The sequence below is a fragment of the Providencia rustigianii DSM 4541 genome, assembly GCF_000156395.1.
Lineage (GTDB): Bacteria > Pseudomonadota > Gammaproteobacteria > Enterobacterales > Enterobacteriaceae > Providencia > Providencia rustigianii.
Genome location: NZ_GG703819.1, coordinates 202,347 through 226,569, shown reverse-complemented (window position 1 = coordinate 226,569; position 24,223 = coordinate 202,347). Strand labels below are relative to the sequence as shown.

The 24,223-nt window shown below is 46.1% G+C and carries 26 protein-coding genes and 4 pseudogenes; 12 read left to right on the top strand and 18 right to left on the bottom strand.

The window, feature by feature from the left end; genetic code table 11:
* Window positions 1-4: 4 nt before the first annotated feature.
* The 4 genes and pseudogenes from PROVRUST_RS20180 to PROVRUST_RS10945 form a co-directional block, all read right to left on the bottom strand.
* A pseudogene (locus PROVRUST_RS20180) lies at window positions 5-325 on the bottom strand (IS3 family transposase); the annotation flags it as partial.
* The gene (locus tag PROVRUST_RS10955) at window positions 326-1,678 is read right to left on the bottom strand and encodes an IS110 family RNA-guided transposase (protein WP_006814869.1); all 1,353 of its coding nucleotides are present in this window, start codon (window positions 1,676-1,678) and stop codon (window positions 326-328) included.
* Between the two features lie 223 nt (window positions 1,679-1,901).
* Window positions 1,902-2,154: pseudogene (locus PROVRUST_RS10950) on the bottom strand (transposase); the annotation flags it as partial.
* 59 nt (window positions 2,155-2,213) lie between these two features.
* Window positions 2,214-2,843 carry a glutathione S-transferase family protein gene (locus PROVRUST_RS10945; RefSeq protein ID WP_006814867.1) on the bottom strand — a complete coding sequence of 210 codons (630 nt, stop codon included), beginning with the start codon at window positions 2,841-2,843 and terminating at the stop codon, window positions 2,214-2,216.
* Between the two features lie 242 nt (window positions 2,844-3,085).
* Here PROVRUST_RS10945 and PROVRUST_RS10940 point away from each other — a divergent pair, with 242 nt between their 5' ends.
* Both PROVRUST_RS10940 and PROVRUST_RS10935 read left to right on the top strand, forming a co-directional pair.
* Window positions 3,086-3,688, top strand: a complete 603-nt coding sequence (locus tag PROVRUST_RS10940; protein ID WP_006814866.1) for a TetR/AcrR family transcriptional regulator — start codon at window positions 3,086-3,088, stop codon at window positions 3,686-3,688.
* Window positions 3,689-3,749: 61 nt separating this feature from the next.
* Window positions 3,750-4,763: a zinc-dependent alcohol dehydrogenase family protein gene (locus tag PROVRUST_RS10935; protein WP_006814865.1), complete on the top strand. Its 1,014-nt coding sequence runs from the start codon at window positions 3,750-3,752 to the stop codon at window positions 4,761-4,763.
* A 13-nt stretch (window positions 4,764-4,776) separates the two neighbouring features.
* Here PROVRUST_RS10935 and PROVRUST_RS10930 read toward each other — a convergent pair whose 3' ends face one another.
* Window positions 4,777-5,688 carry a LysR family transcriptional regulator gene (locus PROVRUST_RS10930; protein ID WP_006814864.1) on the bottom strand — a complete coding sequence of 304 codons (912 nt, stop codon included), beginning with the start codon at window positions 5,686-5,688 and terminating at the stop codon, window positions 4,777-4,779.
* A gap of 315 nt (window positions 5,689-6,003) precedes the next feature.
* Between PROVRUST_RS10930 and PROVRUST_RS20175 the strand changes: the two genes are divergently transcribed.
* The 8 genes from PROVRUST_RS20175 (at window position 6,004) to PROVRUST_RS10890 (ending at window position 14,181) form a co-directional block, all read left to right on the top strand.
* Window positions 6,004-6,513 (top strand): aldehyde dehydrogenase family protein, encoded by a 510-nt coding sequence (locus PROVRUST_RS20175; protein ID WP_006814863.1) that lies wholly within the window; start codon window positions 6,004-6,006, stop codon window positions 6,511-6,513.
* Between the two features lie 623 nt (window positions 6,514-7,136).
* The gene (locus PROVRUST_RS10920; RefSeq protein WP_050767629.1) at window positions 7,137-8,303 is read left to right on the top strand and encodes an alkene reductase; all 1,167 of its coding nucleotides are present in this window, start codon (window positions 7,137-7,139) and stop codon (window positions 8,301-8,303) included.
* Between the two features lie 343 nt (window positions 8,304-8,646).
* Window positions 8,647-10,038: an NAD-dependent succinate-semialdehyde dehydrogenase gene (locus PROVRUST_RS10915; protein WP_006814859.1), complete on the top strand. Its 1,392-nt coding sequence runs from the start codon at window positions 8,647-8,649 to the stop codon at window positions 10,036-10,038.
* 80 nt (window positions 10,039-10,118) lie between these two features.
* Window positions 10,119-10,535, top strand: a complete 417-nt coding sequence (locus PROVRUST_RS10910) for an organic hydroperoxide resistance protein (protein ID WP_006814858.1) — start codon at window positions 10,119-10,121, stop codon at window positions 10,533-10,535.
* 1 nt (window position 10,536) lies between these two features.
* Window positions 10,537-11,694, top strand: coding sequence for an iron-containing alcohol dehydrogenase (locus PROVRUST_RS10905; RefSeq protein WP_039855097.1), 1,158 nt, complete (start codon window positions 10,537-10,539; stop codon window positions 11,692-11,694).
* A 12-nt stretch (window positions 11,695-11,706) separates the two neighbouring features.
* A complete protein-coding gene (locus PROVRUST_RS10900; RefSeq protein WP_006814856.1) occupies window positions 11,707-12,741 on the top strand; it encodes an NADP-dependent oxidoreductase in 1,035 nt (344 codons plus the stop codon).
* Between the two features lie 156 nt (window positions 12,742-12,897).
* Window positions 12,898-13,494, top strand: a complete 597-nt coding sequence (locus PROVRUST_RS10895; RefSeq protein ID WP_006814855.1) for an SDR family oxidoreductase — start codon at window positions 12,898-12,900, stop codon at window positions 13,492-13,494.
* A gap of 9 nt (window positions 13,495-13,503) precedes the next feature.
* Window positions 13,504-14,181 (top strand): type 1 glutamine amidotransferase domain-containing protein, encoded by a 678-nt coding sequence (locus tag PROVRUST_RS10890; protein WP_006814854.1) that lies wholly within the window; start codon window positions 13,504-13,506, stop codon window positions 14,179-14,181.
* A gap of 91 nt (window positions 14,182-14,272) precedes the next feature.
* Here PROVRUST_RS10890 and PROVRUST_RS10885 read toward each other — a convergent pair whose 3' ends face one another.
* The 5 genes from PROVRUST_RS10885 to PROVRUST_RS10865 form a co-directional block, all read right to left on the bottom strand.
* Window positions 14,273-15,304: an IS630 family transposase gene (locus PROVRUST_RS10885; protein WP_006814853.1), complete on the bottom strand. Its 1,032-nt coding sequence runs from the start codon at window positions 15,302-15,304 to the stop codon at window positions 14,273-14,275.
* A 597-nt stretch (window positions 15,305-15,901) separates the two neighbouring features.
* Window positions 15,902-16,357 (bottom strand): hypothetical protein, encoded by a 456-nt coding sequence (locus PROVRUST_RS10880; RefSeq protein WP_248696638.1) that lies wholly within the window; start codon window positions 16,355-16,357, stop codon window positions 15,902-15,904.
* Between the two features lie 3 nt (window positions 16,358-16,360).
* Window positions 16,361-16,573 carry a hypothetical protein gene (locus PROVRUST_RS10875; RefSeq protein WP_248696637.1) on the bottom strand — a complete coding sequence of 71 codons (213 nt, stop codon included), beginning with the start codon at window positions 16,571-16,573 and terminating at the stop codon, window positions 16,361-16,363.
* A gap of 97 nt (window positions 16,574-16,670) precedes the next feature.
* On the bottom strand, window positions 16,671-16,991 hold the full coding sequence (locus PROVRUST_RS10870) for a hypothetical protein (protein WP_006814849.1): 321 nt from the start codon (window positions 16,989-16,991) through the stop codon (window positions 16,671-16,673).
* 93 nt (window positions 16,992-17,084) lie between these two features.
* Window positions 17,085-17,819: an outer membrane protein gene (locus tag PROVRUST_RS10865; protein ID WP_006814848.1), complete on the bottom strand. Its 735-nt coding sequence runs from the start codon at window positions 17,817-17,819 to the stop codon at window positions 17,085-17,087.
* Window positions 17,820-18,309: 490 nt separating this feature from the next.
* On the opposite strand from PROVRUST_RS10865, the pseudogene PROVRUST_RS19290 reads away from it, so the two are divergent.
* A pseudogene (locus tag PROVRUST_RS19290) lies at window positions 18,310-18,453 on the top strand (IS1 family transposase); the annotation flags it as partial.
* A gap of 116 nt (window positions 18,454-18,569) precedes the next feature.
* Here PROVRUST_RS19290 and PROVRUST_RS10860 read toward each other — a convergent pair.
* The 7 genes and pseudogenes from PROVRUST_RS10860 to PROVRUST_RS19755 form a co-directional block, all read right to left on the bottom strand.
* Window positions 18,570-18,791, bottom strand: a complete 222-nt coding sequence (locus PROVRUST_RS10860; protein WP_006814846.1) for a DUF987 family protein — start codon at window positions 18,789-18,791, stop codon at window positions 18,570-18,572.
* A gap of 8 nt (window positions 18,792-18,799) precedes the next feature.
* Window positions 18,800-19,282 (bottom strand): JAB domain-containing protein, encoded by a 483-nt coding sequence (locus tag PROVRUST_RS10855; RefSeq protein WP_014656726.1) that lies wholly within the window; start codon window positions 19,280-19,282, stop codon window positions 18,800-18,802.
* A 17-nt stretch (window positions 19,283-19,299) separates the two neighbouring features.
* Complete coding sequence (locus tag PROVRUST_RS10850; RefSeq protein WP_006814845.1) at window positions 19,300-20,121, bottom strand: DUF932 domain-containing protein; 822 nt, start codon at window positions 20,119-20,121, stop codon at window positions 19,300-19,302.
* A gap of 101 nt (window positions 20,122-20,222) precedes the next feature.
* On the bottom strand, window positions 20,223-20,657 hold the full coding sequence (locus PROVRUST_RS10845; RefSeq protein ID WP_006814844.1) for an antirestriction protein: 435 nt from the start codon (window positions 20,655-20,657) through the stop codon (window positions 20,223-20,225).
* A gap of 240 nt (window positions 20,658-20,897) precedes the next feature.
* On the bottom strand, window positions 20,898-21,323 hold the full coding sequence (locus PROVRUST_RS10840; protein ID WP_006814843.1) for an antirestriction protein: 426 nt from the start codon (window positions 21,321-21,323) through the stop codon (window positions 20,898-20,900).
* A gap of 91 nt (window positions 21,324-21,414) precedes the next feature.
* A complete protein-coding gene (locus PROVRUST_RS10835) occupies window positions 21,415-22,287 on the bottom strand; it encodes a GTPase family protein (RefSeq protein ID WP_039855091.1) in 873 nt (290 codons plus the stop codon).
* Between the two features lie 411 nt (window positions 22,288-22,698).
* Window positions 22,699-22,988: pseudogene (locus PROVRUST_RS19755) on the bottom strand (transposase); the annotation flags it as partial.
* A gap of 75 nt (window positions 22,989-23,063) precedes the next feature.
* Between PROVRUST_RS19755 and PROVRUST_RS10825 the strand changes: the two are divergent.
* A complete protein-coding gene (locus PROVRUST_RS10825) occupies window positions 23,064-23,456 on the top strand; it encodes a terminase small subunit (protein ID WP_006814838.1) in 393 nt (130 codons plus the stop codon).
* Window positions 23,457-23,492: 36 nt separating this feature from the next.
* On the opposite strand, the gene PROVRUST_RS10820 is transcribed toward PROVRUST_RS10825, so the two are convergent.
* The gene (locus tag PROVRUST_RS10820) at window positions 23,493-24,185 is read right to left on the bottom strand and encodes a tetratricopeptide repeat protein (RefSeq protein WP_169305266.1); all 693 of its coding nucleotides are present in this window, start codon (window positions 24,183-24,185) and stop codon (window positions 23,493-23,495) included.
* Window positions 24,186-24,223: the final 38 nt, after the last annotated feature.

Below are 24,223 nucleotides of genomic sequence, written 5' to 3'. Positions count from 1 at the left end.
CGTGCTGGCAGCTCGTAATACCGATTTCTTTCATTAACTTACCCGCTAGGTAACGGCTCATATTTACACTGTACTGCGTTGTGACTATCGTGGCGATAGTCCTTGCCCCAGCAGAGCCATGGCTGATGTTATGTAGTTCCTGAACTTGACTGCGCAACTTGGTGCGTCTTCTATCAGGCTGAACAAGACGGACATTCCAGTATTTATAATTGCTGCGATGAACCCCGAATACATGGCAGAGAGTGGTTACGGGATAACGCGCCCTGAGCTTTCCGATTAACGTAAATTGTTCAGGGTGTCTGACATCAAGAGCGCGGTAGCCTTCCTAAGAAACACATTCTTCTTTTGCCTGTAAAGTCATACCCATTCTCTCGGCTTGGCGTTTGAGATTTTTTAGTACCCTTTCTTTGTACCGCTCTTCGTAATATTCAGCGCCAGGATCTTTATACTTTGTGCCATATTTCATTGCATTGTAAAACAGTATAGCTATCTTTCTTGCAGTGGCAGTTACCGCTTTTGCTTTACCAATCCTAGATGAGAGCCTTCGATAAAATGCACCAAGGGCTGTATCTGAACGACCAACGGTCGTTGCTGCTAGCCTGAGATGAGCGACAACTCGATTATTACTCTTTAGGGAGTGAGAAGACATGACTTTACCACCACTAATTTTTGAGCCTGGGCATAATGTTAACCACGATGTAAAATGCTTTTCAGTCGGCCATTTATTCATATCTGTACCACACTCAGATATCAGTCGTAACGCAAGAAAAGGGCCTATGCCGTGAATTTGCGTGAAATCAGCCCCTATTAAACGATAAAGCTTTTCTCGCACATCAAATGTCATTGCGTTTGCCTGCTTTGCTCTGTGCTTTGGTTTGGGGATAGGCTCATCGGGTTCGCTCGAATTTATGCAAAGCCTATCGAGTACAGCTTCAATTTGTACATCACATTCATTTACTTGTCGCTGGTACACATCATACAAAATAATAGCTTGACGTAGAGCAAATAGATGTTCTGGCTGATAGTTACCTTTTAGGGCCGCACAAATTGTTTGTTCATCCGCTTTACAACGTGGATCTCTGAATTTTGCTAATATAGCTGGGTCGTGCTCGCCCGCAACGATGGCTCTTACAATCTTCATCCCCGTTACACCTGTGATATCAGAAACGACTATATGCAATTGAACGTTCATGAATGTGAGTGCTTTTTGCATATGTTGAATATGTGCTGCTGCATAATCCAACATACGTTCTCTGACTCGCATATATGTCCGAAGTTCAGCTATTGTAGCATCGGGTCTAAAACTGGCTTTTAGCAAACCACATGCATGAAGCCGCTGGATCCATTGTGCATCTCCCACATCAGTTTTCCTACCTGGTACTGCTCGGGTATCACGTGCGTTGGAAAGGACAACCTCAAAACCATGTTCTTCCAAAATTTCATACACAGGTACCCAGTATACGCCGGTCGACTCCATAGCGACGGTCGTTATTCTACATTTAGTTAACCAACGTGCCATGTTATGGATATCGCCAGTAAAAGCTTTAAACGTTTGAACGGATTTGTCACTGCGATCAGGAGGAACGGCGACAACATGAAAACGGCCACCTATATCTATACCCGCAGCATTAGGATTGATGACAGGAAGTGATTGGGATTTTGGTTTTAATTTTGACATAGTAACCTCGGCTCAATTGTGAATACCGGATGGGGAACTCGGATTAATCACTTTCCTAAACGGGGTCTATGCCACCAACATCGGGTCCGCAGATTTCCCTGGGTCAGGTTTTTTGACGGGATTTATGTCTCCAAAAGGCGTACGACCACTATCCGGTTAATTTAGAGTATAGATCTTTCTATGTTTCTAGTCAGATGGGGGATATCGCGAAATGTAGGCAGTTTTTTAATATTTCGTTTTCCATTTCAATACGTTGAAGTTTCTTTTTGAGTTCACGTATTTCAATTTGCTCTGGCGTGATGGGAGATGCTTTCGACGTTTTGCCAGCCCGTTCATCCCGCAGCTGCTTTACCCATCGGGTCATAGTGGAAAGACCGATATTCATGGCTTTAGCTGCATCAGCAACAGTATAGTTCTAATCAACAACTAACTGAGCAGACTCACGTTTAAATTCTGCACTGAAATTTCGTTTTCATTAAGGCACCTTTATTGTTATGAGGTGAGCATATCACCTCTATTCAGGTGGCCAAATTTATTAAACCACTACAAAACGGTAGGTACCACCTCTGGTTAAGGCAGATTGGTATGCGGGGCGGGCTTGGAGCCGTTTGATCCAAGCTGTCAGGTTGGGGCGTTGGTGTAATAGACCAAATGAGCCTGCAATCTCCCCAACAAAGCTCATCTGGATATCTGCGGCACTGAACAGTTCATCTAGCAGAAAGGTTTTACTCTCCAACGAAGCTTCAACAAAACCCAAATGATTATCTAGTTCGCTGTTTATACGCGGCTGCAGAGCTGCACCTCCATCTCCCAGAGGATCAACATAAACCTTCAACAGCAGAGGAAGCATTGCTGATCCCTCAGCGTAGTGAAGCCATTGCACATATTGCTCATACGCCTGGCTTTCAGGAGTAGGGTGCAGGAGGTCTCCAGCATATTTTCTGATGAGATAATCAATAATTGCCCCGGATTCATGGATGATGAAATTGCCGTCTTCAATGACCGGCGACTTACCTAATGGGTGAATGTGCAACAGCTCTGGTGGCGCCAAATGTGTAACCGAATCACGCTCATAGCGTTTAATGTCGTACTCAAGGCCTAGCTCTTCGAGCAACCAGAGAATACGCTGTGAGCGCGAATCGTTTAAGTGATGAATGAGGATCATATATAACTCCGGAAGATTTGTGCGAGATGAATGAAGAGGCGGTTTTGCTGGGTGACTAGCCACTCAAGTGTTAGATTGTTACTATCTCACATCATATGCGACCAGTCTAATCATAATGTACCGCCGTCTTGCAGCCAAGCGTAATAAAAGTATTCGGTCGAGCGTTTGTTTTCCATAGGTTTCCGTGCACAACCAGAGTCTCTAGTCTAGACAATTGGTCTAGTCCGGCTTAGAATCTACCTATGAAATCAAAAGTTAATGTTCACGATGTACGTAGTCATATCTTGGAAACCGGCCAGTGTATTATCAGTGGTAAAGGGTTTAGTGCTGTCGGATTGAGCGAAATTCTGAAGACCGCTGGTGTGCCTAAAGGGTCCTTTTATCATTATTTTGGATCCAAAGAGGCCTTTGGTGAGGAATTACTAAAGAGCTATTTTTCCGACTATCAAACGTCTCTGGAGACATTGCTTTCGCGATCAAATTTGTCTGGAGCAGAACGATTGATGAGTTACTGGGAAGTCTGGCTGGAAACTCAGTCGGCCTGCGACCCGAAAGGCAAGTGTCTGGCAGTCAAACTTGCAGCCGAAGTTAGCGATTTATCCGAAACCATGCGTATTGTGTTGCAGCAAGGGACGGATCGAGTTATCGCAAGACTTGCTCGAGCGGTTGAAGACGGCATTGCTGATGGCTCGTTATCTGCTCATCTGGATGCGAAAACGACAGCGTCTACTCTCTATCAATTATGGTTGGGTGCGAGCTTGCTTGCGAAAATCACACGCAGCCGTGAGCCCTTGGAATCAGCGTTTGAGGCAACAAAAAGTTTGCTGGGGTTTAAAAAGAATTAATCGGTAAAATTTTTTATCTAATTATAGATGACCAGTCTATTTGTAAAAGTAGGGAATCCTTATGAAAGCAGTTGTTCTGCGGGCTCCAGGTGGGTTGAATCGATTAGAACTGAGAGATCTGCCCGATCCTGGTCAACCTGGACTGGGACAGATACGTGTGGCAATACATGCAAATTCCCTCAATTTCCACGACTTATTGGTTGCTAATGGCAGTATCCCAACTGCTGATGGGCGAGTTCTAATGTCTGACGGTGCGGGAGTGGTCGAGGCTGTTGGCGAAGGTGTGACCGAGTTCGCTGTTGGCGAAAGTGTTGTGTCTGGTTTTTTCCCTCAATGGCAGGACGGTCAGGCATTTGATGACGTAGGCAATTTTTGGAGAACGCCAGGTGATGGAATAGATGGTTACGCAACTGAGTATGTGGTGCGGCCAGCACACTATTTTACCCATGCTCCTGTGTGCTGGAGGCATTCCGAAGGAGCAACGATCACCACGGCTGGCCTGACGGCGTGGCGAGCATTAGTGGTTGAGGGTGGAATCAAGGCCGGTGATAGTGTGTTGTTGCTCGGCACCGGGGGGGTATCTATTGCAGCCTTACAGATTGCTAGAGTCATGGGCGCAAGAGTTATTGTAACCTCTTCTTCTGACAAGAAGCTTGAACGGGCTCGGGCCCTTGGTGCAACCGATGTTATTAACTATCGGACAAGTCCGAATTGGGGAGGCGAGGTGCTCGCATTAACCAAAGGGCGAGGTGTTGATCATGTTGTTGAGGTTGGTGGGCCTGGAACGCTTGGACAGTCATTGCAGGCTGTTCGCGTCGGCGGAAATGTAGCATTGATTGGCGTATTGACAGGACGCGGTGGCGAGGTGCCCACTTCGTTGTTGATGGCGAAGCAGGCGCGCTTACAAGGATTGGTGGTTGGCAGTCGCCGCCAGCAGCAGGAATACGTTGCAGCATTGGAACAGAATAATCTTCGCCCCGTGATCGACTGCAGCTACCCTTTGGAACGTTTATCAGACGCGTTCAAACTTCAGGAAAGCGGTAGTCACTTTGGCAAAATTGTTGTTGAGTGGTAACCGTCTGGCGCCCCTATTGGTTAGCACTCTGTTGCGCCGGGAATTCCTGCTGGAGAAGTGAAAGTATCCACTTGTGCAGCGGATCCTGGTTTGAGCGAAGGTGCCATGCGGCAATGACATCGAAGCTGGGCGGTGAATCATCAAGCTGGATCGGACGAACAAGTGGATTCGGAAGAATGCGTGAAGGCAGGAAAGCTATGCAGTCAGTTGAGGCGATACAGGCCGGCGCAGCGGCGAAACTCGGTACCGACATAACAATGTTTCGACTATAGCCCTTGCTTGCAAACCAGTCATCCGCAGAACCGATCAGGTTTGCTCTTGTTGGGGAGACAATAATTTGGGGTAAATCTGCGATGTCACTAATGGTGAATTGCTGGTTTTGCATCGGAGAATCACTCCTTGTTACGCAGATATGGTGTTCGGAGAACAGCCATTTCGTTTGACAACCATCGGGGACGAACGCAGGAAAAGTTAATGCAAGATCGAGGTCCCCCGATGTCAGGAGCGGATATAGTCGATCGCTTTCAAAGTCCCTGATGATCAGTTTTAACCCCGGAGCTTGGGTTCTTACCTTCGCCATCAATCTTGGCAATATAACTGCCACAGCATAATCCGTCGCAGATATTACAAAGGTCGTATACACTTCGGCAGGGTCAAACCGGTCGGGTGGTGATAGTGCTGCAATGCTTTCGAACACAGTATTTACTCTTGGCTCAAGCTGCTCAGCCAGCGGCGTGGGAATGAGACCTTGTGCGGAGCGCAGGAATAAGTGATCTTGAAATGTATCCCTAAGCTTGCTCAGTTGAGCACTTACCGCTTGCTGGGTGAGGCCCATCTGGGCGGCGGCACGTGTCACATTTCGCTCTTTTAAGAGTGCTTTAAAAACCCTTAACTGTTTTAAGTCGATTCGAGTAATACCATTCACATTTGTATTTATAACCAATAATTACTGTTTCTACTTGTAAGTATGCCACAGTAAGATCGCTCTTGTCATTAGGTGAACGCTTGAGAGTGAATGCGGGGAGCGATGGATCGTGCCCACAATGATATTTCGATAAAGGTAGGAGCAGAGAATGAGTCATAGTTTATCAAAAGAAAAACGTTCAGGAATTTATCAAGCCGAATTATAGCATGCTGATTGGCGGTCAATGAGTGAAAAGCCGGTCTGGTAGGACGGTCTAAACGGTTAACCCAGTAACAGGAGCAGTTTTCTCAAATCTGCAGTTAGCAAATAGTGAAAATGTGGATTTGGCAACAAAGGCCGCACGTGAGGCTTTCCCTGCTGGAGCATCAGCGCGCGTTGCTCTTGATAGCTGATTTACTTGAGACTCGCGCACAAGAGTTTACGTACTTGGAAACTCTGGACAATGACAAGCCGTTGCGGGAATTCTGTCAAATCGATACTCCGCTGGTTGTTGAGCATTTTCGTTATTTCGCAGGTGTTGTTCGTTCTCATAGCGACGAGATCACACAACTTGATAACCAGACTCTGAGTTTAATTTTGAGCGAGCCTGTCGGCGTAGTTAGACAGGTTATTCCTTGGAGTTTCCCTTTTTTGATGACTGCGTGGAAGTTGGCTCTGGCTCTAGAGGTTGGCAACATGATTGTTATCAAGCCATCGGAGATGACCTCAATTACCCTGCTTACTTTGGGGGAAATCCTTAACGAAGTTTTACCTGAAGGAACCGTCATTATCGTAACTGGCTACGGCCCGGATGGGCAAGCACTGCTTGACCATCTGGGGGGATAAGTTGGCCTTTACCGGGGCTATAACTGTTGGCTACCGTTGTAGCTAAGGCCTCAGCTGAAAAGCTGATACCGGTGACTTTAGAGCAGGGTGGGGAAATCAGCCAACATTGTGTTCCCGATGCGAATATCGAGAAGGCTTTGGAAGGGATTATCATATCGATTTTCCTCAATTAGGGAAAAGTGTGTGAGTCCGGCGCTTGACTGTTTGTCCATCGGGCTACCTTTGACGAATTTATTGGTGCGCTTAAGGAGCGTTTTGAGGAGATAAAAGTTGGAGATCCTTGGACCTTAACACTCAAATGGGAAGGCAGTTCAGCCAGCAACAGATGGAAAGGATCCTCGGCTATATCGATCTGGCTACTCTGAAAGGCGCAAGGATAATTATTGCGGGAGCGACTGGTTGTTGCGAGTCTGGCCCGTAGTTGCTTTATCTCTCCGACGATTATTGTAGATGCCAGCAACAAAATCTAGTATTGGTCGGGAGGCTCACAAAATGGTGCAGGATAGTTACACCGAGAAGAAAAATATTATTATCAGCCTGAATGAGTCCGGTCTGAGGCTCTTTTAATGTAATGGAGCACTGTTTGCTCCGGTATGAAAACTTTATTTAAAGGAAATAGCGTTATGAATGTAAACCTTCTTTTTGAGCCCTTTCGTCTGGGTTCGCTTGAACTGAAAAACCGTATTGTCCTGCCACCACTCACGCGCTCAAGAAGCACTCAGCCAGGAAATATTCCGAATGATCTGATGGCTGACTACTATGCGCAACGTGCTTCAGCTGGCTTTATGATCACTGAAGGTGCTCAGATAGAGCCTAGAGGTCAGGGGTACGCGTGGACGCCAGGAATTTTCACGGCAGAACAGATTGAAGGTTGGAGAAAAGTAACCGATTCAGTTCATAGGGAAGGTGGTAAGATCTTTTGTCAGTTGTGGCATGTAGGGCGAGTTTCTCACCGCTCTCTTCAGCCAGACGGGCAGCCGCCGGTAGCGCCCTCCGCCATTCGTGCTAAAGGAGTGAAAGTGTTCGTAGAAACTGCGCCTGGAGAGGGGGCGTTGGCTGATCCCGATGAGCCTCGAACACTTTCAACTGGGGAAGTTCAGGAGCTTGTGAAGCTATATGTTCGCGCCGCTCGTAATGCCATTGAGGCTGGATTTGATGGCGTAGAAATACACAGCGCGAATGGCTATCTGGTGAACCAATTCATCTCAGAGCACACCAACCACCGGACTGATCAATACGGAGGCAGTTTGCGAAATCGACTGCGTTTTCTAGAAGAAATTGTGGCCGCAATTTCAGAGGAGGTTGGAGCTGAGCGCCTGGGAGTGAGATTTGCTCCCTTGTTTGAGAGCACGGAAGGGGAGCGTGTCTATCTCGGGCTGGTTGAATCGGATCCTCATGAAAGCTACTTGGAGGCCGCAAGAATTTTAGAGCAAATGGGTGTTGCCTACATTTCAATCGCTGAGGCTGATTGGGATGATGCCTCAGAGCTGCCGGAACGTTTCTACAGTGCACTCAGAGGTGCCTTTAGTGGCGCTTTGATCTATGCGGGCCGATATACTCCGGAGAAGGCACTTCGTATGCTCGATGCAGGATACGGCGACCTGTTCGCTTTCGGTAAGCCATTTATTGCCAACCCGGATTTGCCGTATCGAATACGGCAAGGGCTGCCTTGGAACGAGGTTGATCCCACAACAATGTACGGTGGAACTGACAAGGGATATGTCGACTACCCCACCTACGATTCGCAGGCTGCCTCGGCGCCCAGAATACATGAGAAGGTGTCGGACTAAATTTATCATCGTTCTGGATATGCGGGGCATGTTGATAACGTCGGCACGGGCCTGTCCAGTTTATGGTGGAAAGGTGTGGCATGTTGAAATACCGATCCGAGAGAATTCATGAGGCGGACTAACGACCTTTTGAGGGGTTGTTACCCTTAAAGATTATAGTTATTTCAAAAAACTTATAGACGACTGGTCTATTCGAGGTTAAGCTGAAAATTAGCATGATAAGCAATTAGATTTCATTGTTTTTATTTTCCCGGTCATCTAGATGACCGGTCTAGTAGTTTGCGGGTTATGAATAAACTCGAGATTTACAACCCAAACGCGCCCCACGCGAAAGGATTTAATTATGGCTTATGAAACACGAAACCCTTACACCGGCGAACTCTTGGAAGCGTACCCGGACGCGACCGATACTGAAGTTAATCAAGCTATTGAAAATGCTCATGCGGCATTTTTATTGTGGAAGGAAACTGAGTTTGCAGAACGTGCCTGTGTAATGCACTCCGCTGCAACCATATTACGTCGTGACGTCGATTTTTTTGCCAAGTTGTTGACAGTTGAAATGGGCAAGCTTGTCTCCGAAGCTAAAGCCGAAATCGCCTTGTCAGCGGATATCTTTGACTATTATGCCAACAATGCAGAAGCCTTACTGGCGCCTGAAAAGCTGCCAGTAGCCAATCCCGATGAAGGTGATGCTGTTCTGTCCGCAGAGCCTTTGGGGGTCTTGTTGGCAATTGAGCCGTGGAACTTTCCGTTTTACCAAGTGGCTCGTATTGCAGCGCCACAATTGTCTGCTGGCAATACCATGTTGCTCAAGCATGCCTCGAATGTTCCGCAGGCAGCTGCAGCATTCGAAAAATTAATGTTGGAGGCGGGTTTGCCCCAAGGGGCGTTCAAAAACCTTTATGCGACACGTTCGCAAATCGAAACCATCATTAACGATCCACGTGTCCATGGCGTTGCGCTTACCGGATCGGAAGGTGCGGGCTCGATTGTTGCCTCGCAGGCAGGCAAAGCACTGAAGAAATCCACGCTCGAACTTGGAGGCGCAGACGCGTTTGTGGTGTTGGCCGATGCGGAAATGGAGAAGACCATTAATTGGGCGGTCTTTGGACGGCACTGGAATGGCGGTCAAGTCTGTGTCTCTTCTAAGCGCATGATCGTCGTTGATGACGTATATGACCAATTTTTTGAAGGTTACACCGCCGGCGTTGCGAAGCTTCGGGCAGGTGATCCGGCGGATCCTACCACGACGTTAGCGCCCCTGTCTTCCGAGGCTGCTGCAAACGAGATTAAAGACAAGATACGCCAAGCAGTTTTTTACGGAGCTACGGCAACGGAAGTTGGGCCAAAGGTTCCCAGTTCGGGTGCTTTTGTACAACCGACTATTCTGACTAATCTTTCAGAAGATAATCCGGCTCGATATTGGGAATTCTTCGGCCCAGTCTCGATGCTGTTTCGTGCGAAGGATGAGGTAGATGCAATACGCATTGCCAATGATTCACCGTTCGGGCTTGGCGGGTCTGTATTTACTGCCGACCCAAAGCGTGGTGCTGATGTTGCGAAACAGATTTCTACTGGGATGGTCTTTGTAAATCACCCGACCATGGCCAAGGCTGACTTACCTTTCGGTGGTATCGGGCGGTCTGGCTACGGCCGAGAACTGATCGGGCTCGGAATCAGGGAATTTGTCAACCACAAGCTCATTTCGGTGGTTGATATTGACGCGCCATTTTAGATGGTGACGCGCCAAAAGATGCCCCCGAGGTATTTTTTTATCATCAAATAGTCGACCGGTCTAATAAGGAGTGATAGATCATGAAGATTTTCTACAAAACTGCGGCAACGGCAACGGGCGGACGCTCAGGAACTTCAACCCTGAACGACGGTAGCTTTTCGGTCCAAATGGTTCGACCCGATAGCGATGAAGATGGTGTAAACCCTGAACAATTGTTTGCACTTGGTTATGCCGCTTGTTTTGACAGCGCGATGGAGATCACCGCAAAGCAACTCAAGCTGAATGCCAAGGGGGCAAAAACTTCGATTGAAGTGGGTATCGGCCAACGATCCGGTGGTGGATACGGGCTTGACCTCGACATCACTGCTCACTTGCTAGGAATGGCCCGCGAGGACGCACAGCGACTGGTTGAGGCGACACATCAACTTTGTCCTTACTCCAATGCCATCCGCGGGAATATTGATGTCCGCTTACATATTGAAACTGAAGGAAACTGATATGAAAAATTTCAACTTTCACAACCCTACCAGAATTTTGTTTGGCAAAGGCAGCATTGCGGAGCTGAAAGATCAGGTTCCCGCTGATGCGAAAGTTTTGATTCTATATGGCGGTGGCAGTGCCGAACGTACGGGTGTGCTGGACCAAGTACGCGAAGCTCTTGCTGGCCGGGCAATCCTGGAGTTTGGAGGTATTGAACCTAACCCACGCTATGCTACAACGCTAAAAGCAGTTGAGATGATTCGCGAAAATGCCGTTACTTTCTTGCTTGCCGTTGGCGGCGGGTCGGTCATCGACGCCACCAAGTTTATTGCGGCGGCGGTAAAGTATGACGGTGACGCCTGGGACATTCTTACCTCACGTGGATCAGTCATTACCCAAGCGGTGCCGTTTGGCTCTGTGTTGACGCTACCAGCTACGGGATCCGAGATGAACTCTGGCGGGGTGATTACCAACCCAGAAAAAGAGGCAAAACTGCCGTTTAGCAGCGTTCATTGCTACCCGGTGTTCTCGGTGTTAGATCCAGAGGTGACCTATACCTTGCCACCGCGTCAGATTGCCAACGGTGTAGTGGACGCCTTCGTTCATACGACCGAGCAGTATCTGACCTATCCAGTTGCCGCGCCAGTTCAGGACGGTTTTGCTGAAACCCTTCTGCGCACATTGATCGAGCTTGGCCCCAAGGCGCTTGAGACTCCCGAAGATTACGACATTCGATCCAATTTGATGTGGACCGCGACAATGGCTTTGAACGGGCTTATCGGCGCAGGTGTACCTCAAGATTGGGCCACTCATATGATCGGGCACGAGATTACTGCACTGAATGATACCGATCACGCCCGTACCTTAGCGGTTGTTCTGCCTGCATTGTTGAATGATCAACGTGAGGTTAAGCGCGAGAAGCTTCTTCAGTATGCCAGCAATGTCTGGAATATTCGCGAAGGCTCTAACGATGAACGAATTGACGCTGTGATCGAAGCGACGCGTGGTTTCTTCGAACAGATGGGCATCAAGACTCGGTTAGGCGACTACGACGTTGATGCGGACGGAATCAATCACATCGTTAGCGCTTTAAAGGAACACGGGATGACTTCACTTGGGGAACATAAAGCTATTGGCCCCGATGATGCTCGCCGCATTCTTGAAGCTGCTTTGTAGGAGGAGTCGAGCATGAAACAAACAGACACTGTAAACCGCAAGGTCGTATTGGCGGAACGTCCAAAAGGCGAGCCGACCGTGGACACTCTACGGTTAGAAGAGGAGGCGATTCCTGTTGTCGGTGAGAATCAGATGCTTTTGCGGACCGAGTACTTGTCACTCGACCCGTATATGCGCGGCAGAATGAGTGATGCGCCTTCTTATGCTGCACCGGTTGAGGTGGGTAATGTGATGGTTGGCGGCACGGTTGCCAAAGTGGTTACTTCGAAGCTTGATGGCTTCGCGGAGGGCGACTGGGTGCTTAGCTTCAATGGTTGGCAGGATTACGCTCTTTCCGATGGCGAAGGGGTTACCAATCTTGGTAATTCGCCAGAGCACCCATCCTGGGCACTTGGAATCTTAGGCATGCCTGGGTTTACCGCCTGGGCTGGCCTGACCCAAATCGGCGAGCCCAAACCCGGCGAGACGATTGTGGTGGCCGCGGCGACGGGGCCGGTCGGTGCAACCGTAGGTCAAATTGGCAAACTGCTGGGCTGCCGTGTTGTGGGTGTCGCCGGTGGTCCAGACAAGTGCGCTTACGCGGTCGACGAACTGGACTTCGACGCATGCATTGATCACAAAGCAGAAGACTTCGCAGATCAACTTGTTAAGGCTAACCCCGACGGTATCGATGTCTATTTTGAAAATGTGGGCGGTAAGGTTCTTGATGCGGTGATCCCACTTTTGAATCCGCATGCGCGTGTGCCCGTGTGTGGACTGGTCTCGCAATATAATGCTACTGAACTGCCTGGCGGACCAGACCGAATGAACTGGTTGATGGGACAGATTCTGCGGAACAAGGTCAAGGTGCAGGGATTCATCATCTTTGACAGTTTCGGTCACCTATACCCGGATTTCGCCGAACAGATGGGGGCTTGGGTGGAAAGCGGGAAGATCAAATATCGTGAAGAGATTATCGATGGCCTGCAAAATGCGCCGGAAGCGTTCATTGGTTTGCTCAATGGTGAAAACTTTGGCAAGCGGGTGATCCGGGTTGGCCGAAATTAACACTAAAACGTATGTGCTAGCTTATGGAGTCGACGTATTAGTTTTCGTCGCTAATTCACTGTTGTCGTTGGCGCGAAACCAGGCTGGAAATTTTCGGCCTGGAAGGTTAACGTCAGTAAACCATGAAGCCTCAAATCATAATGAATGGAGTAGATAATGAAAATTCTTGTCGCTGGAGCTACCGGAAAAACCGGGCGTCGCTTGATTGGTGAGCTTAAATCTCGTGGCCATTATCCTATTGCGTTGGTTCGTGAAAGTTCCGATACGTCCACACTGTCTTCTGATGTTGAGCTACGCTATGGCGATTTGACCGACTTGCAAGAGGATGTCTGTGAGTGTTGTGACGTTGTCATCTTTGCAGCAGGTTCCGGTAGCCACACGGGGGGCGATATGACCGACAAGGTAGATCGCGATGGGGCGCAGCGTCTCGTTGATATAGCAGTGAAATCAAAGGTATTGCGTTTCGTTATGTTGAGTAGTGTGGGCGCGGACAAACCCGACCCTGAACATAAGCTCGCACATTACCTTCAGGCCAAACATTACGCTGACGAACACTTGATAGCTTCTGGTCTGAGCTATGCCATCGTTCGTCCGGTTAGACTGACCGATGAAAGCGGGACCAGGAACATGCGTTTTGGCGATTCAGTTGATGTTGGTGGAATCGCTGCGAGAGGCGATGTCGCCGCAGTTTTGGCCGAGGCGGTAGATGATGAAAAGTGGGATAATAAAGCGTTAACCATGCAGTCAATTTAAGGAAAGTACATGAAAATTTTAATGGTACTGACATCGCACGATGAGATGGGCGATAGCGGCAGGAAGACTGGCTTTTGGCTGGAGGAGTTTGCTGCGCCCTATTATGTCTTTAAGGATGCCGGAGCGGATATTACTCTGGCCACGCCTAAGGGGGGGCAACCACCCATTGATCCGTCCAGCGATAGTCTGGAAGCGCAAACTGACGACACCCGTCGTTTCAAGGGCGATACTGAGACGCAAAAGCATCTTGCGACAACGGTGAAACTATCCGAGATGACAGAAGACAGGTTCGATGCAATCTTCTATCCCGGTGGTCATGGCCCTTTGTGGGACCTAGCCGAGGATGCAGACAGCAAACGCCTGATCGAAGCCTTTGCGGCTGCTGGCTTGCCTGTTGGGGCTGTCTGCCACGCCCCCGCCGTATTCCGCCACACTCAAGGCACAAACGGCAAGCCCTTGGTCTCAGGGCGACGTGTGACAGGCTTCACCAACACCGAAGAAGAGGCTGTTGGCCTGACCAACGTTGTGCCCTTCCTGGTCGAGGATATGCTTAAAGTTAATGGTGGCAATTATGAGAAAGGCGCTGATTGGGCCAGCTTTGTTCTGCGGGACGGCAAGCTTGTCACCGGTCAGAACCCTGCCTCATCCGCTGCCGCCGCGCACGAGATTCTGGCGTTGCTGAAATAACGGAAAACGACGACCGAATTGATTCAGTGCCACGATGAATCCTCCTTCTATTCCGCTTAGGTTGGAATAGAAGTAAAGGGTTTATACCGATTTAACTTGAAGATGCAGGTTTCAGTACTTGAAAGTTATCGTTAATTCGACGCGACAACGTCCCGGCAATATCCGGTAATATTTCCCTAAAAAATCGCCGTATCTCTGCTCTGAATTTTGCCGCAGTCCTGAAGTACCTGTTATTTCTCACCGCTTCATTCATCACCTTCCACAACCGTTCTATCGGATTAAGATTCGGGCTGTAAGGCGGCAGATAGTGGAGCTCGATATTCATCACATAAGCCCAGTCTTTCACCAACTCCGACCTGTGATAACCTGCTCCGTCAAGGATAATATGGACTTTCTGCCCGACCGGATAGGTTTCCCGTATTGCGATAAAGAACCGGGCGATATTTTCCGCATTTAGGGTGTCGTATTCACGGATGATCGTCTTGCCGATATCAGTCAGATTCAGAGCTCTCATGATGTTAAGACGCGTCCGGCTACCCGGTGTTTCTATCTCTGTGCTTTTACCTTTAGGTATCCAGCCATAAGCCAGTTTCGTGCCCTGCGTCGGGTGAACTCCGTCGATAAACAGGATGGGTTCATCATCTCCGGCTTCCTGCTTCAGTCTTTCGTAGGTTTCCATGAACGCCTGTTGGGCTTCAGCACTGAACTTATGGGGTACACCGCTCGGTTTTTTGTAGCTGAAGCCGTTACGGTGCAGCCATTTATTCATCCCAGGCACGATGTAACGAATAGACCACCATGCTTCAACCAGAGCGATGATAGCCTGTGTCGTGGGTAGAAGATTCACTGTCAGGTAGGCGACAAGCTCCGAGGTCTGTGCTTCACTGAGATGACTCTGTGAGCCGCCATTTTCGGATTGCAGCTTCTCATCATGAAGCCAGTCATTGAGATGACCTCGAACCGTGGTTTCATCAATACGCTGGGATTGAGCGATCATACGGGGAGACCAATCTTCAGCAGAAAGGAGTACGCACCGTATTCTGTCGCATATCCTACGATCACGATTCTGACGATGCTGTGCTTCAAGGGCACATTTCTGTTCAACGGTTAGCTCAATCTTCATATCGCCAGCATGATCTTATTTTCGACAAAATCAAGCATTTTCAATGATTACTGGCATAGATCGTAAATTATTAAAATAAAGTGACACAGAATTCTGAACACTTTCTACCTGCGAAGTGATATTTCATTCGTCACTAACGAGTGCCATTATGTTTAACGAGAAGGTAAAGTCTTCGCTCATCAGAGAGCTTATACTCTTTGTCTTTAGGTTTGGCAGTCTGTATCTGTCAGATGCTGAGTTCGGTGAAGTTATATGAGTGATAATACAAGGAATATAAAGGAGTTTACTTGACTTGAGGATGCCACTGTAGAAATAAAGGTAGCGGACTGGGAATCGACTTTTCATCATAACATCATATAGTTAAAGTGATTAATTTAGTTCTGTTTAATTTATACCCTCAATTGTGCCCTCAGCTTTTAAAATGGTATTTGCCGAGCACCAAAATAGTCTCTTTTTTGAGAATATGATCTCGAAAAGGGTAGGGTGCCATATGGAGACCTGTTTATTTGAACTCTTGAAATAATAATGAATGAGATGATTGATATCAATGAAAAATGGCCCAATTTTGATGGGCCGATAAACAAAATAGAAGGGGGATCAGCGGGCAATATCGCGATAAAATACGGCATTACAATCAAAGTCGGCAAAAATTTTTGCCCTGTTTTTTGGATTGGGGTTAAACTGACCAATCGGTTTATCATTGGCGTACACTGTAAATGAGTTCGCTTTTGTGATCGCTTGCGTAAAGAGAGTCCAGGCATTACCTTCACTACGCGTTTTGGTTTCCTCCGGAATGTAATAGACTTCATCGTCAATAACAAAGGCGATATTGTTTGTATCGATAGGATGTCTATCTTGATAAAGATAAACGCCATTATCATATTCCTCATCAGCAGCAATATTACAGGCAAGAATAACACTGAGATGTTTATCATTACTGATGCCGTACTCCATATAGCCTTGTGCGAAGGTTGCCGACCAATAATTGGGGATAGCGAACGCACTTAGTGAGCCGCTCATGAGAACACAGGCTAATAGTATTTTTTTCATCATCATTTAACCTCTACGATATCGAGAACAATATTGAAGCGCTTTGGCGGAATAACCGAGATATTGGCGTTGTTCTTCCGTTAATGATTGTGCCGTATTGATTTTTGATGTCATAAATTGGGCGAGTTTGTCTTCAGGGAATTTTTTAGTCAGAAGAGTGAATGCGCATTCACATTCCTGTTTATTAAAGGCATTACTGTTGTTAACACATTGATGCATAAAAACCTCTTTGGGCGACTCTGAACAACTGGTTATCAGGAATAAGCTTACAATAAGCAGATATAAACGAAATAGGTTGCGATTTTTCATTGGATATTCAGCCATAAAAGAAAGAGTACACAGGGATCAGCCCGACAAACCAGCCAATGATTTGAGGGCCGATAGCCCAAAAGAGCTTGGCTTGTATCAGCCCTATCGCACCTTCGCGTGTTGTGATGTAATCTGGCATAATCGCGAGTCGTATAGCATTACCGATAAACATGCCCACTCCGGTGCCTAATCCCATGACAACGAAAAACTTAATCCCCGCCCAAATACCGTAGATATGACCGGTAGGCGAAATCCAATTATAAACAACGACAATTGCGCTAATGACAAAAGCAATCAGCAGGTATTTAATAAAACAAGATGAGTTCATGTAACCACCTTTTTAGGATGTAAAATAGCCAACATCAAAAAGGCATGTTGGCTAGGTAAGTTGAGGGTAATCTTTAAGGCTGAATGCCAGAGATTAGAATCGGTAAGTTAAACCAAGCATGATATCGTTGGCCTTCACTTTGATTTTTGAGGTGTTTTCCCCATCGCCTACCGCTGTCGTGATGTCGGCTTTTCCAGCATCTAAATAGCGATAACTTAGCCCCATATCCCAATCGTCATTGATGGCATAGTTCACCCCCGCACCGACACTCCAGGCAAAGTTATTGGCGGTATGGGTGTGAGTATCATGCAGAGAGAGTCCTGGGGTATAAGAATCAGCGCGGGTGGTTTTAAAATCCACGGCCGCATAGCCTAGCCCGACAGAGATATACGGCGTGAAATTTGAGCTATTTTTAATGTCGTAGTACCCATTGACCATTAACGTATTGAGTTTGATTTGGTTTTTAATATCACGAGTTTGATGTACGCCATTACGCACACGGTCGCGGATGTTGTAGGTTGAATTTGCTTTATCACGCGCCATAAATTCCAATTCAGCGCGAACAGGGATATCAAACTGATTGGAAAAGTCATAACCTAACGCAAGTCCACCGCCAAATACGCCAGTACGATGGCTATCTCCATTTTTTGTACCATTATCACCGGCATCAGCATAGCCGCTGTAGACAAACTGCTGGCCAGACATTTGCACAATGGATGCGCCCATTTTACCCGTGACATAAAGCCCCGTTTTACTGTCATCCGTGTTAGCGAATGCTGGTAATGAAATGCACCCCATTAGGGCGGGAACAATAAACGCTTTTTTCATGATTGATTTCCTTTTAATCAATATCACATTAAGTATGGTTGAATCGCGTTATGTCAGTGGAAGGCATGAAAGATTTGACTCAATCACCTTAATATCACTGATATAAAGCTAATTTAGCGTGAGACAGTTTAACTTAATAGATCTGTTTTACCTATCAATAATTAAAATACGATCGGTAATATCGATCGTAACTATCAATAAACGGTTATCGATCGGCGTAATCGATCAACTGTTGTTTTGGTGCTTAAATAAGAAAAAGCGTTGATGAGAGAGTGAGTCAAAATGGAAGGGAATAAAATGATGTTTAAAGAATGCTCTCCTTTCTTGAATAGGTTGGTATGCTCGATATTATCAAGCACCAAAATACGGGATAAGTCTTTATGTTAGCGCTAACGCTTTATAAGCAACGCCGTTTCTTCATGTTATAGATATGAAAACCGAACTCCGTTAAGATCCAACGGTTTGATATGTGCCATTGAATCCAGTCTTTTTTCTCCAGCGAATTGAGCGTGAAAATCTGACGTTGCGTAACCGATTGAAACGACTTAATCGCAAGACGTTAGGGTATTCAAAATCATCTGGCATGCATGACAAGATCATTGGGACTTTCATTGAGCGAGAGTATTACGTTTGAAATGCCATCAACCCTTTGGATACGTGACCCATTTTTTATAAAAATAGTAATCAAAGTGGAAGTAGGCTTAATTTATCCATCCAATATAGGATAAACTCAAAGTGATCAGTACTTATTCAATTCAATGTCACACACATGACACACGCATAAGGGCCATCTCTGTCTTGGCGACGTTCAACATAAACAGCTAACACGCCACGACAATCTGGCACCTCCTTACCAATATAATGCTCGCTATTACCAACCCATTCATACTTTCCCCCACAATAACGAGCAAGGCGAGAGCCTAAATGTTGCTGATGGATCTTCATTGCTGCGGATTTACGGATGATATTCATGGTTCACCTCATACTAAGCCATGCTCAGCGAAAGAGAAGATTTGCTGACCACCGATGATCAGATGGTCAAGTACTCGTACTTCAATTAGCTGCAATGCTTTTATTAATTGTTGCGTGATAGATTTATCCGCTTGGCTTGGCGTGATATCGCCTGACGGATGGTTGTGTGCAAAGATAACGGCAGCAGCATTAAAATGAAGTGCTCGTTTGACGACTTCACGAGGATAAACCTGTGTGCTGCTAATCGAGCCAGCAAACAGGGTTTCACTGCTTATCAACTGATTTTGTTGATTCAAGTAGAGCACAATAAACGCTTCACGCTCTAATGCTGACATTTTTAGCCGTAACCAATCCCTCACATTTTGCGTTGATGTAAAAGCAATACCCGGTTCACGCAGATACTTATCCAGTATGGTCAACGCACGTTTGATAGTACGTTGTTCATTAGGAAGCAGTGTTAAGGTATTCGTATAAGTATTGATACTCTCCATCGTTAATATCTCCATCATTACGAAGCTAGTTGAAGCATATTTTCAGCCATCACCCACAAGGCTCGGTTAAGCTTCACATCCCCATCAATCCCATTCACTGAACGCGTGCGAGCGCGTTTACCTTTCGCATTTCTGCCTGATAATCCCCCTTTAATTAAATTTTCTTGCAAACGTTGGTACACCGTCCAAAGATCGTCCTTCTTATCTTCTACACGGCGTGGCTGTAATACTTGCGCTTCGGTCACAGGTTGATGCGCTTCACCATAACGATATGTGAGAGCAGATTGAGCAAAGATGTGTTGGGCTGGTGGCGGTAATAATAGGGACTGCATGGCATCACGTTGCTCATCCATGCGTTCAAATAGCCCTAACACTTCATAAGCCCCTTCAATCACTTTTTCCACCACATCACCTTTATGCGGTACACGCACCTCACCAAAGGTTTGTCCGCAAATTAAGCCATTCTGACAAACGAATCGGAACATCCCCGGTAACATCTGATAACTCGATGAGCCATCATGACTATTGAGCAAGATAATCTCAGGCACTTGCTGACTGGTGATTTGACCTTCACGACGTAGACGTAACATATGCTTGGTGTGCTCTCGGCGACTAGCATCACGTACACGAGTCTGGCAAGCAAAGAACGGATAGAAGCCTTCTTTTTGAAGACTATCCAATAAGGTAATAGTTGGGATGTAAGTATAACGTTCACTTCTGGATTCGTGTTTTTCTTCTGAAAATACGCTAGGTACTGTGCGGAACAATTCTTCAATGGTTAACGGGCGGTCACGACGAATGCTATTTGCCGCACCAAAGCGAGAAGCTAAACGAGACATAGGGGCTCTCCTCAGTGATAACACTGATAAATTAAAATAAGATAAAGGAAATAAGTGAGGTGATAAGCTGGTGGACGCTGTATTAAAGCGTTATCAATAACTTAGTCAATTAGGTGAAAGATTTGTGCTTGCTCGGGATGTTGCATCGCATAGTCACGAAGTTGGTAAAAATACTCTACCAGCACAGAACTCTCGGTTTTAAACGACCAGATGCTATACACCATTAGACAGACTGCGATACCGGCTGCTTCAGGGCTTAACTCTGCTTCATTTCCGTTATGCGGGTTAAACATTTGCAGGGAGGGTTCGAGCATATCAGGCCAGATAAATGCGCCGCCATTAGACAGCATACTGAACTCCCAGAAGGCTCCATGATAGACCTCACACATCTTATCCATCAGATTAAAGATATCGCCTTCTAAACGCTGCCAATCAGGTACTGTGCTGAAATAGAAACGCCAGAAGGTACTACGACCACGGGAATTGACGAGGTTGGTTTTGATAACAGTTGATTCTTGCTCTTGTAAGGTAAACATAATAGAACTCCAATTCAGTCGATATTGATAGACAGTAATAAGCAAAAAAGCCCTACACCTTGCGGTGCAGAGCTTTCTAGAAATGATAGGTATATTGAGTATCATTTTTAGTGACTCATTCTGATGATTGATTCATTAAAATAATATAGATATAAAAATAAATGTAAGTTAATTAATGGGTTAGTCTGATGATGCTTTTATAATGAATCAGATAATACGAAGGCGTAAATAAGGACGTGGTTAATCGATTAGATGGAATATGACGGAACGTTCTGGGTGTTGCGCCGCATAATCATGCAATTGATAAAAGCGATCGACGAGGATGTCACTTTCTGTTTGAAATGACCATAAACTGTACATCATCAAACACACGGCAATGCCTGCGGCTTCACAACTGACGTTGGCTTCGTTACCGTTATGTGGGTTGAACAGCGTCAGTGTCTCTTGAGGTAAATCGGGATAAATAAAGGCGCCACCATTGGATAAGGTACAATATTCCCAATACCCGCCGTGGTAGTCCTCACAAAACTGTCCCATAGTGGTAAATATGACCACTTCAAAGGTGGTCCAGCCTTTCACGCTCCCGAAGTGGTTGCTCCAAAAATCCAGGCGTTGCTCATCGGGAACGAGTGTCATTGTAATTGCACATTCAGTTGAATTATTCATCAGTTGATACTCCAATAAAAAGAAATAAAAAAGCGCCAATCCTGTTAAGGACTGACGCTGAGAGTGATAATTAATGGGGTAATGTAAGAGGTTAAAAGAACATTCTCCACAGGGATTTAGCGACGGAGACGATACTGTTTTTAACGGTGCTAACCGTACTTCTTATCAATGGCGGCAAGGGAATGATATTGATTAAGGTATCCACAATATCACTGACACATTGACCAAAATCGTTACGTGCGGTGTTCTCCACCGATTGCGTCCGGTAAGAGGTGTTCAGTTGCCTAGCTACTCCGCTACTGGCTTGCGCCGGTAACGCCTGTATGAGTTGCTCTGCTAATTCAGTGAGTTGATAGTTTTCGACCGCAGAAACCGTCATCACAGGGTGATGCGGCTTAAATGCTGTTATCACGGCTTTCTGCTTCAATAGTAAGTGAGCTGTTTGTTCAGCGGATGGCTGGTGGTACTGTTCATCCCACTGGCGACAGGGCTCTATCTTGTCGGCTTGGTTCAGCACAAATAGAAATCTCTTAGGTTGATAACCGCATTGCTCAGTGAGAAAGCGATAGCACTGTTCATCCGAAGACCATGCTCTGTCATCCGCCTTGAGTACCCAGATGATTAAATCCAGTTCTGGTAATAAGTTACGATATAGCTGGTGGTACTCTTTATCTCGCTCAAGGCTTTCCCCCACGCCGGGTAAATCAATAAAGGTGAGTGTATGGTTGTTCACCGTCATACTGAAGCGTTGCGCTTGGCGTGTGCAGCCGGAGACATCACTCACAGGCGATAGTTGGCATTGGAACAGCGCATTTATCAGACTGGATTTTCCAGCCCCTGTTTTACCCATTAGACCAATGGTGGGGGAATAGTTGATTAGGTGATTGATTTGGTTGAAAAAAGAGGTTTGGAATGAAGTCGGTAGAGTCGATAGGAGGGTTTTAAAGTGAGCGTTGTGATGCATATTACTCCTTGAAATAAAAGAAAATTATAGTTATTCAAGGAGATAATATATATCTGAGATTTTTTGTAATACTGAGTTGCCCTTATTAAATATATCATGAGTCGCTTACACTAGATTATCTACATGTTCTTTCTATCAGGGATCTCTTTAGCTACCTAATTCTTTATCAAATGGAATAATCAATACTCCTGCTTGCTCAATGAAGATAGTCAGCGATGGGGGGGGGTACGCTTAACTAAGGTTACTCAACAGATTGAATATATCACCAAATTGTGGGGGGGATTTGAATATAGTAAATAAGATTGATGATGAATAAATTTTTTCATTGATGCTTGTGAAATAAAAATTGATAACAGGCTATATGCTACAGCTGCTACATGTAGCAGCTGTAGCATATACTTAGAGCCTACCGTCCAGCTGTTTACATGCAAGCAAACCGTTCTGCCAAAAGCGCTCAAAGACACCGGTATCACGCCATTCCTGGAAGCGCCGATGTGTAGAACTCGAAGAACATATCCCGTGGCATTCAGGGCGTTCCACTAACCGCCAGTCCTGAGCAGAAAGAATATGGCGTTCATTGCAGCGCGATTATCAACCCGCTTGCGGTGCGTACCCAGCGGGTGTTGAGTTCTATGCTCCGGGATGAGAGGAGCCATTTTCTCCCAGAGTTCATCACTGATTTGCCACTTGTTGCCCACCATGCTTTGCCCTCATAAATTATCATTATGTATTATCTGACAATTCCTTTTGGGATAGGTTCTAAATGAGGGGGATAGATGCTAACAACTAAACAAGAAAATTTCTGCCTTGCCTATATTGAAACGGGCAACGCAAGCGAAGCCTATAGAACGGCATACGACACGGCAAAAATGAAACCTGAATCAATCAACAGGAAAGCCAAAGAGCTATTGGACAACTGCAAGATTACGGCAAGGTTGGACGTGCTACGGCAGGATATTAGAGCGAGGCACGATATTACCGTTATGAAGCTATTGGAAGAATTGGAGGCTGCCAGATTGAAAGCCCTGAATGCTGACACACCTCAAGCATCGGCAGCAGTAGCGGCAACGATGGGGAAAGCCAGATTGACAGGGCTGGATAAGGTTCTGGTTGATTTAAGTGCCAATGTGAAAGTAGAGACACGCTCAATCAAGGATATTTTTGATTAAATATCAATAGATAATAATACTACCTCACTCATTCTATTAATTTTTTTTAGATAATTTACTATAGGCATAGCAGCCATCTTGAAGACCTGAATCGCAAGCTTTTCTAAAATATTTACTTGCTAAGGCTTCATTTTTTCTAACTCCATCTCCTGTTAAGAATAAGAAGCCTAAAATAAAATGCGCTTTAGGGTTATTTTGTTCTGATGCTTTTTTTAACCATTTTGCTGCGATTTTAGAGTCTTTATCTACACCTTTACCTTCATAGTACATGGCGCCCAGTAAGGCTTGGCTATATGAATCTCCTTGCTCCGCGGCCTCCATAAACCATTTTGATGCTATTTGGTAATCAAGAGGAACCCCTTTACCCATATAGTACAGGGTGGCTAATTGCCCTTGAGCCATAGAGTAACCTTGTTCTGCCGCTAATTTATACCACTTAGCTGCTTCCGAGTAATCCTGTCCTACGCCTTTACCTTCATAATACATTGCGCCTAATATAGTCTGTGCTCTTGCGTTGCCTTTTAAAGCTGCTTGGGAGATTAATTGAGCAGTTTTTTTAAAGTCTTGCTTTACTCCTTTCCCCTCATAATATAATGTTCCTAACATTATCAGAGCATCCTCATTCCCCTGTTCGGCAGCCTTGCACAACGCAACTTCTTGAATCTCACAAGTATTAGACCAAGCAATAAGCGGAAGTAATAGAGATATACAAAGTGCTATTTTTTTCACGTGACCCTCATTTAGGAGTTTTACCATCCCGTTTATGT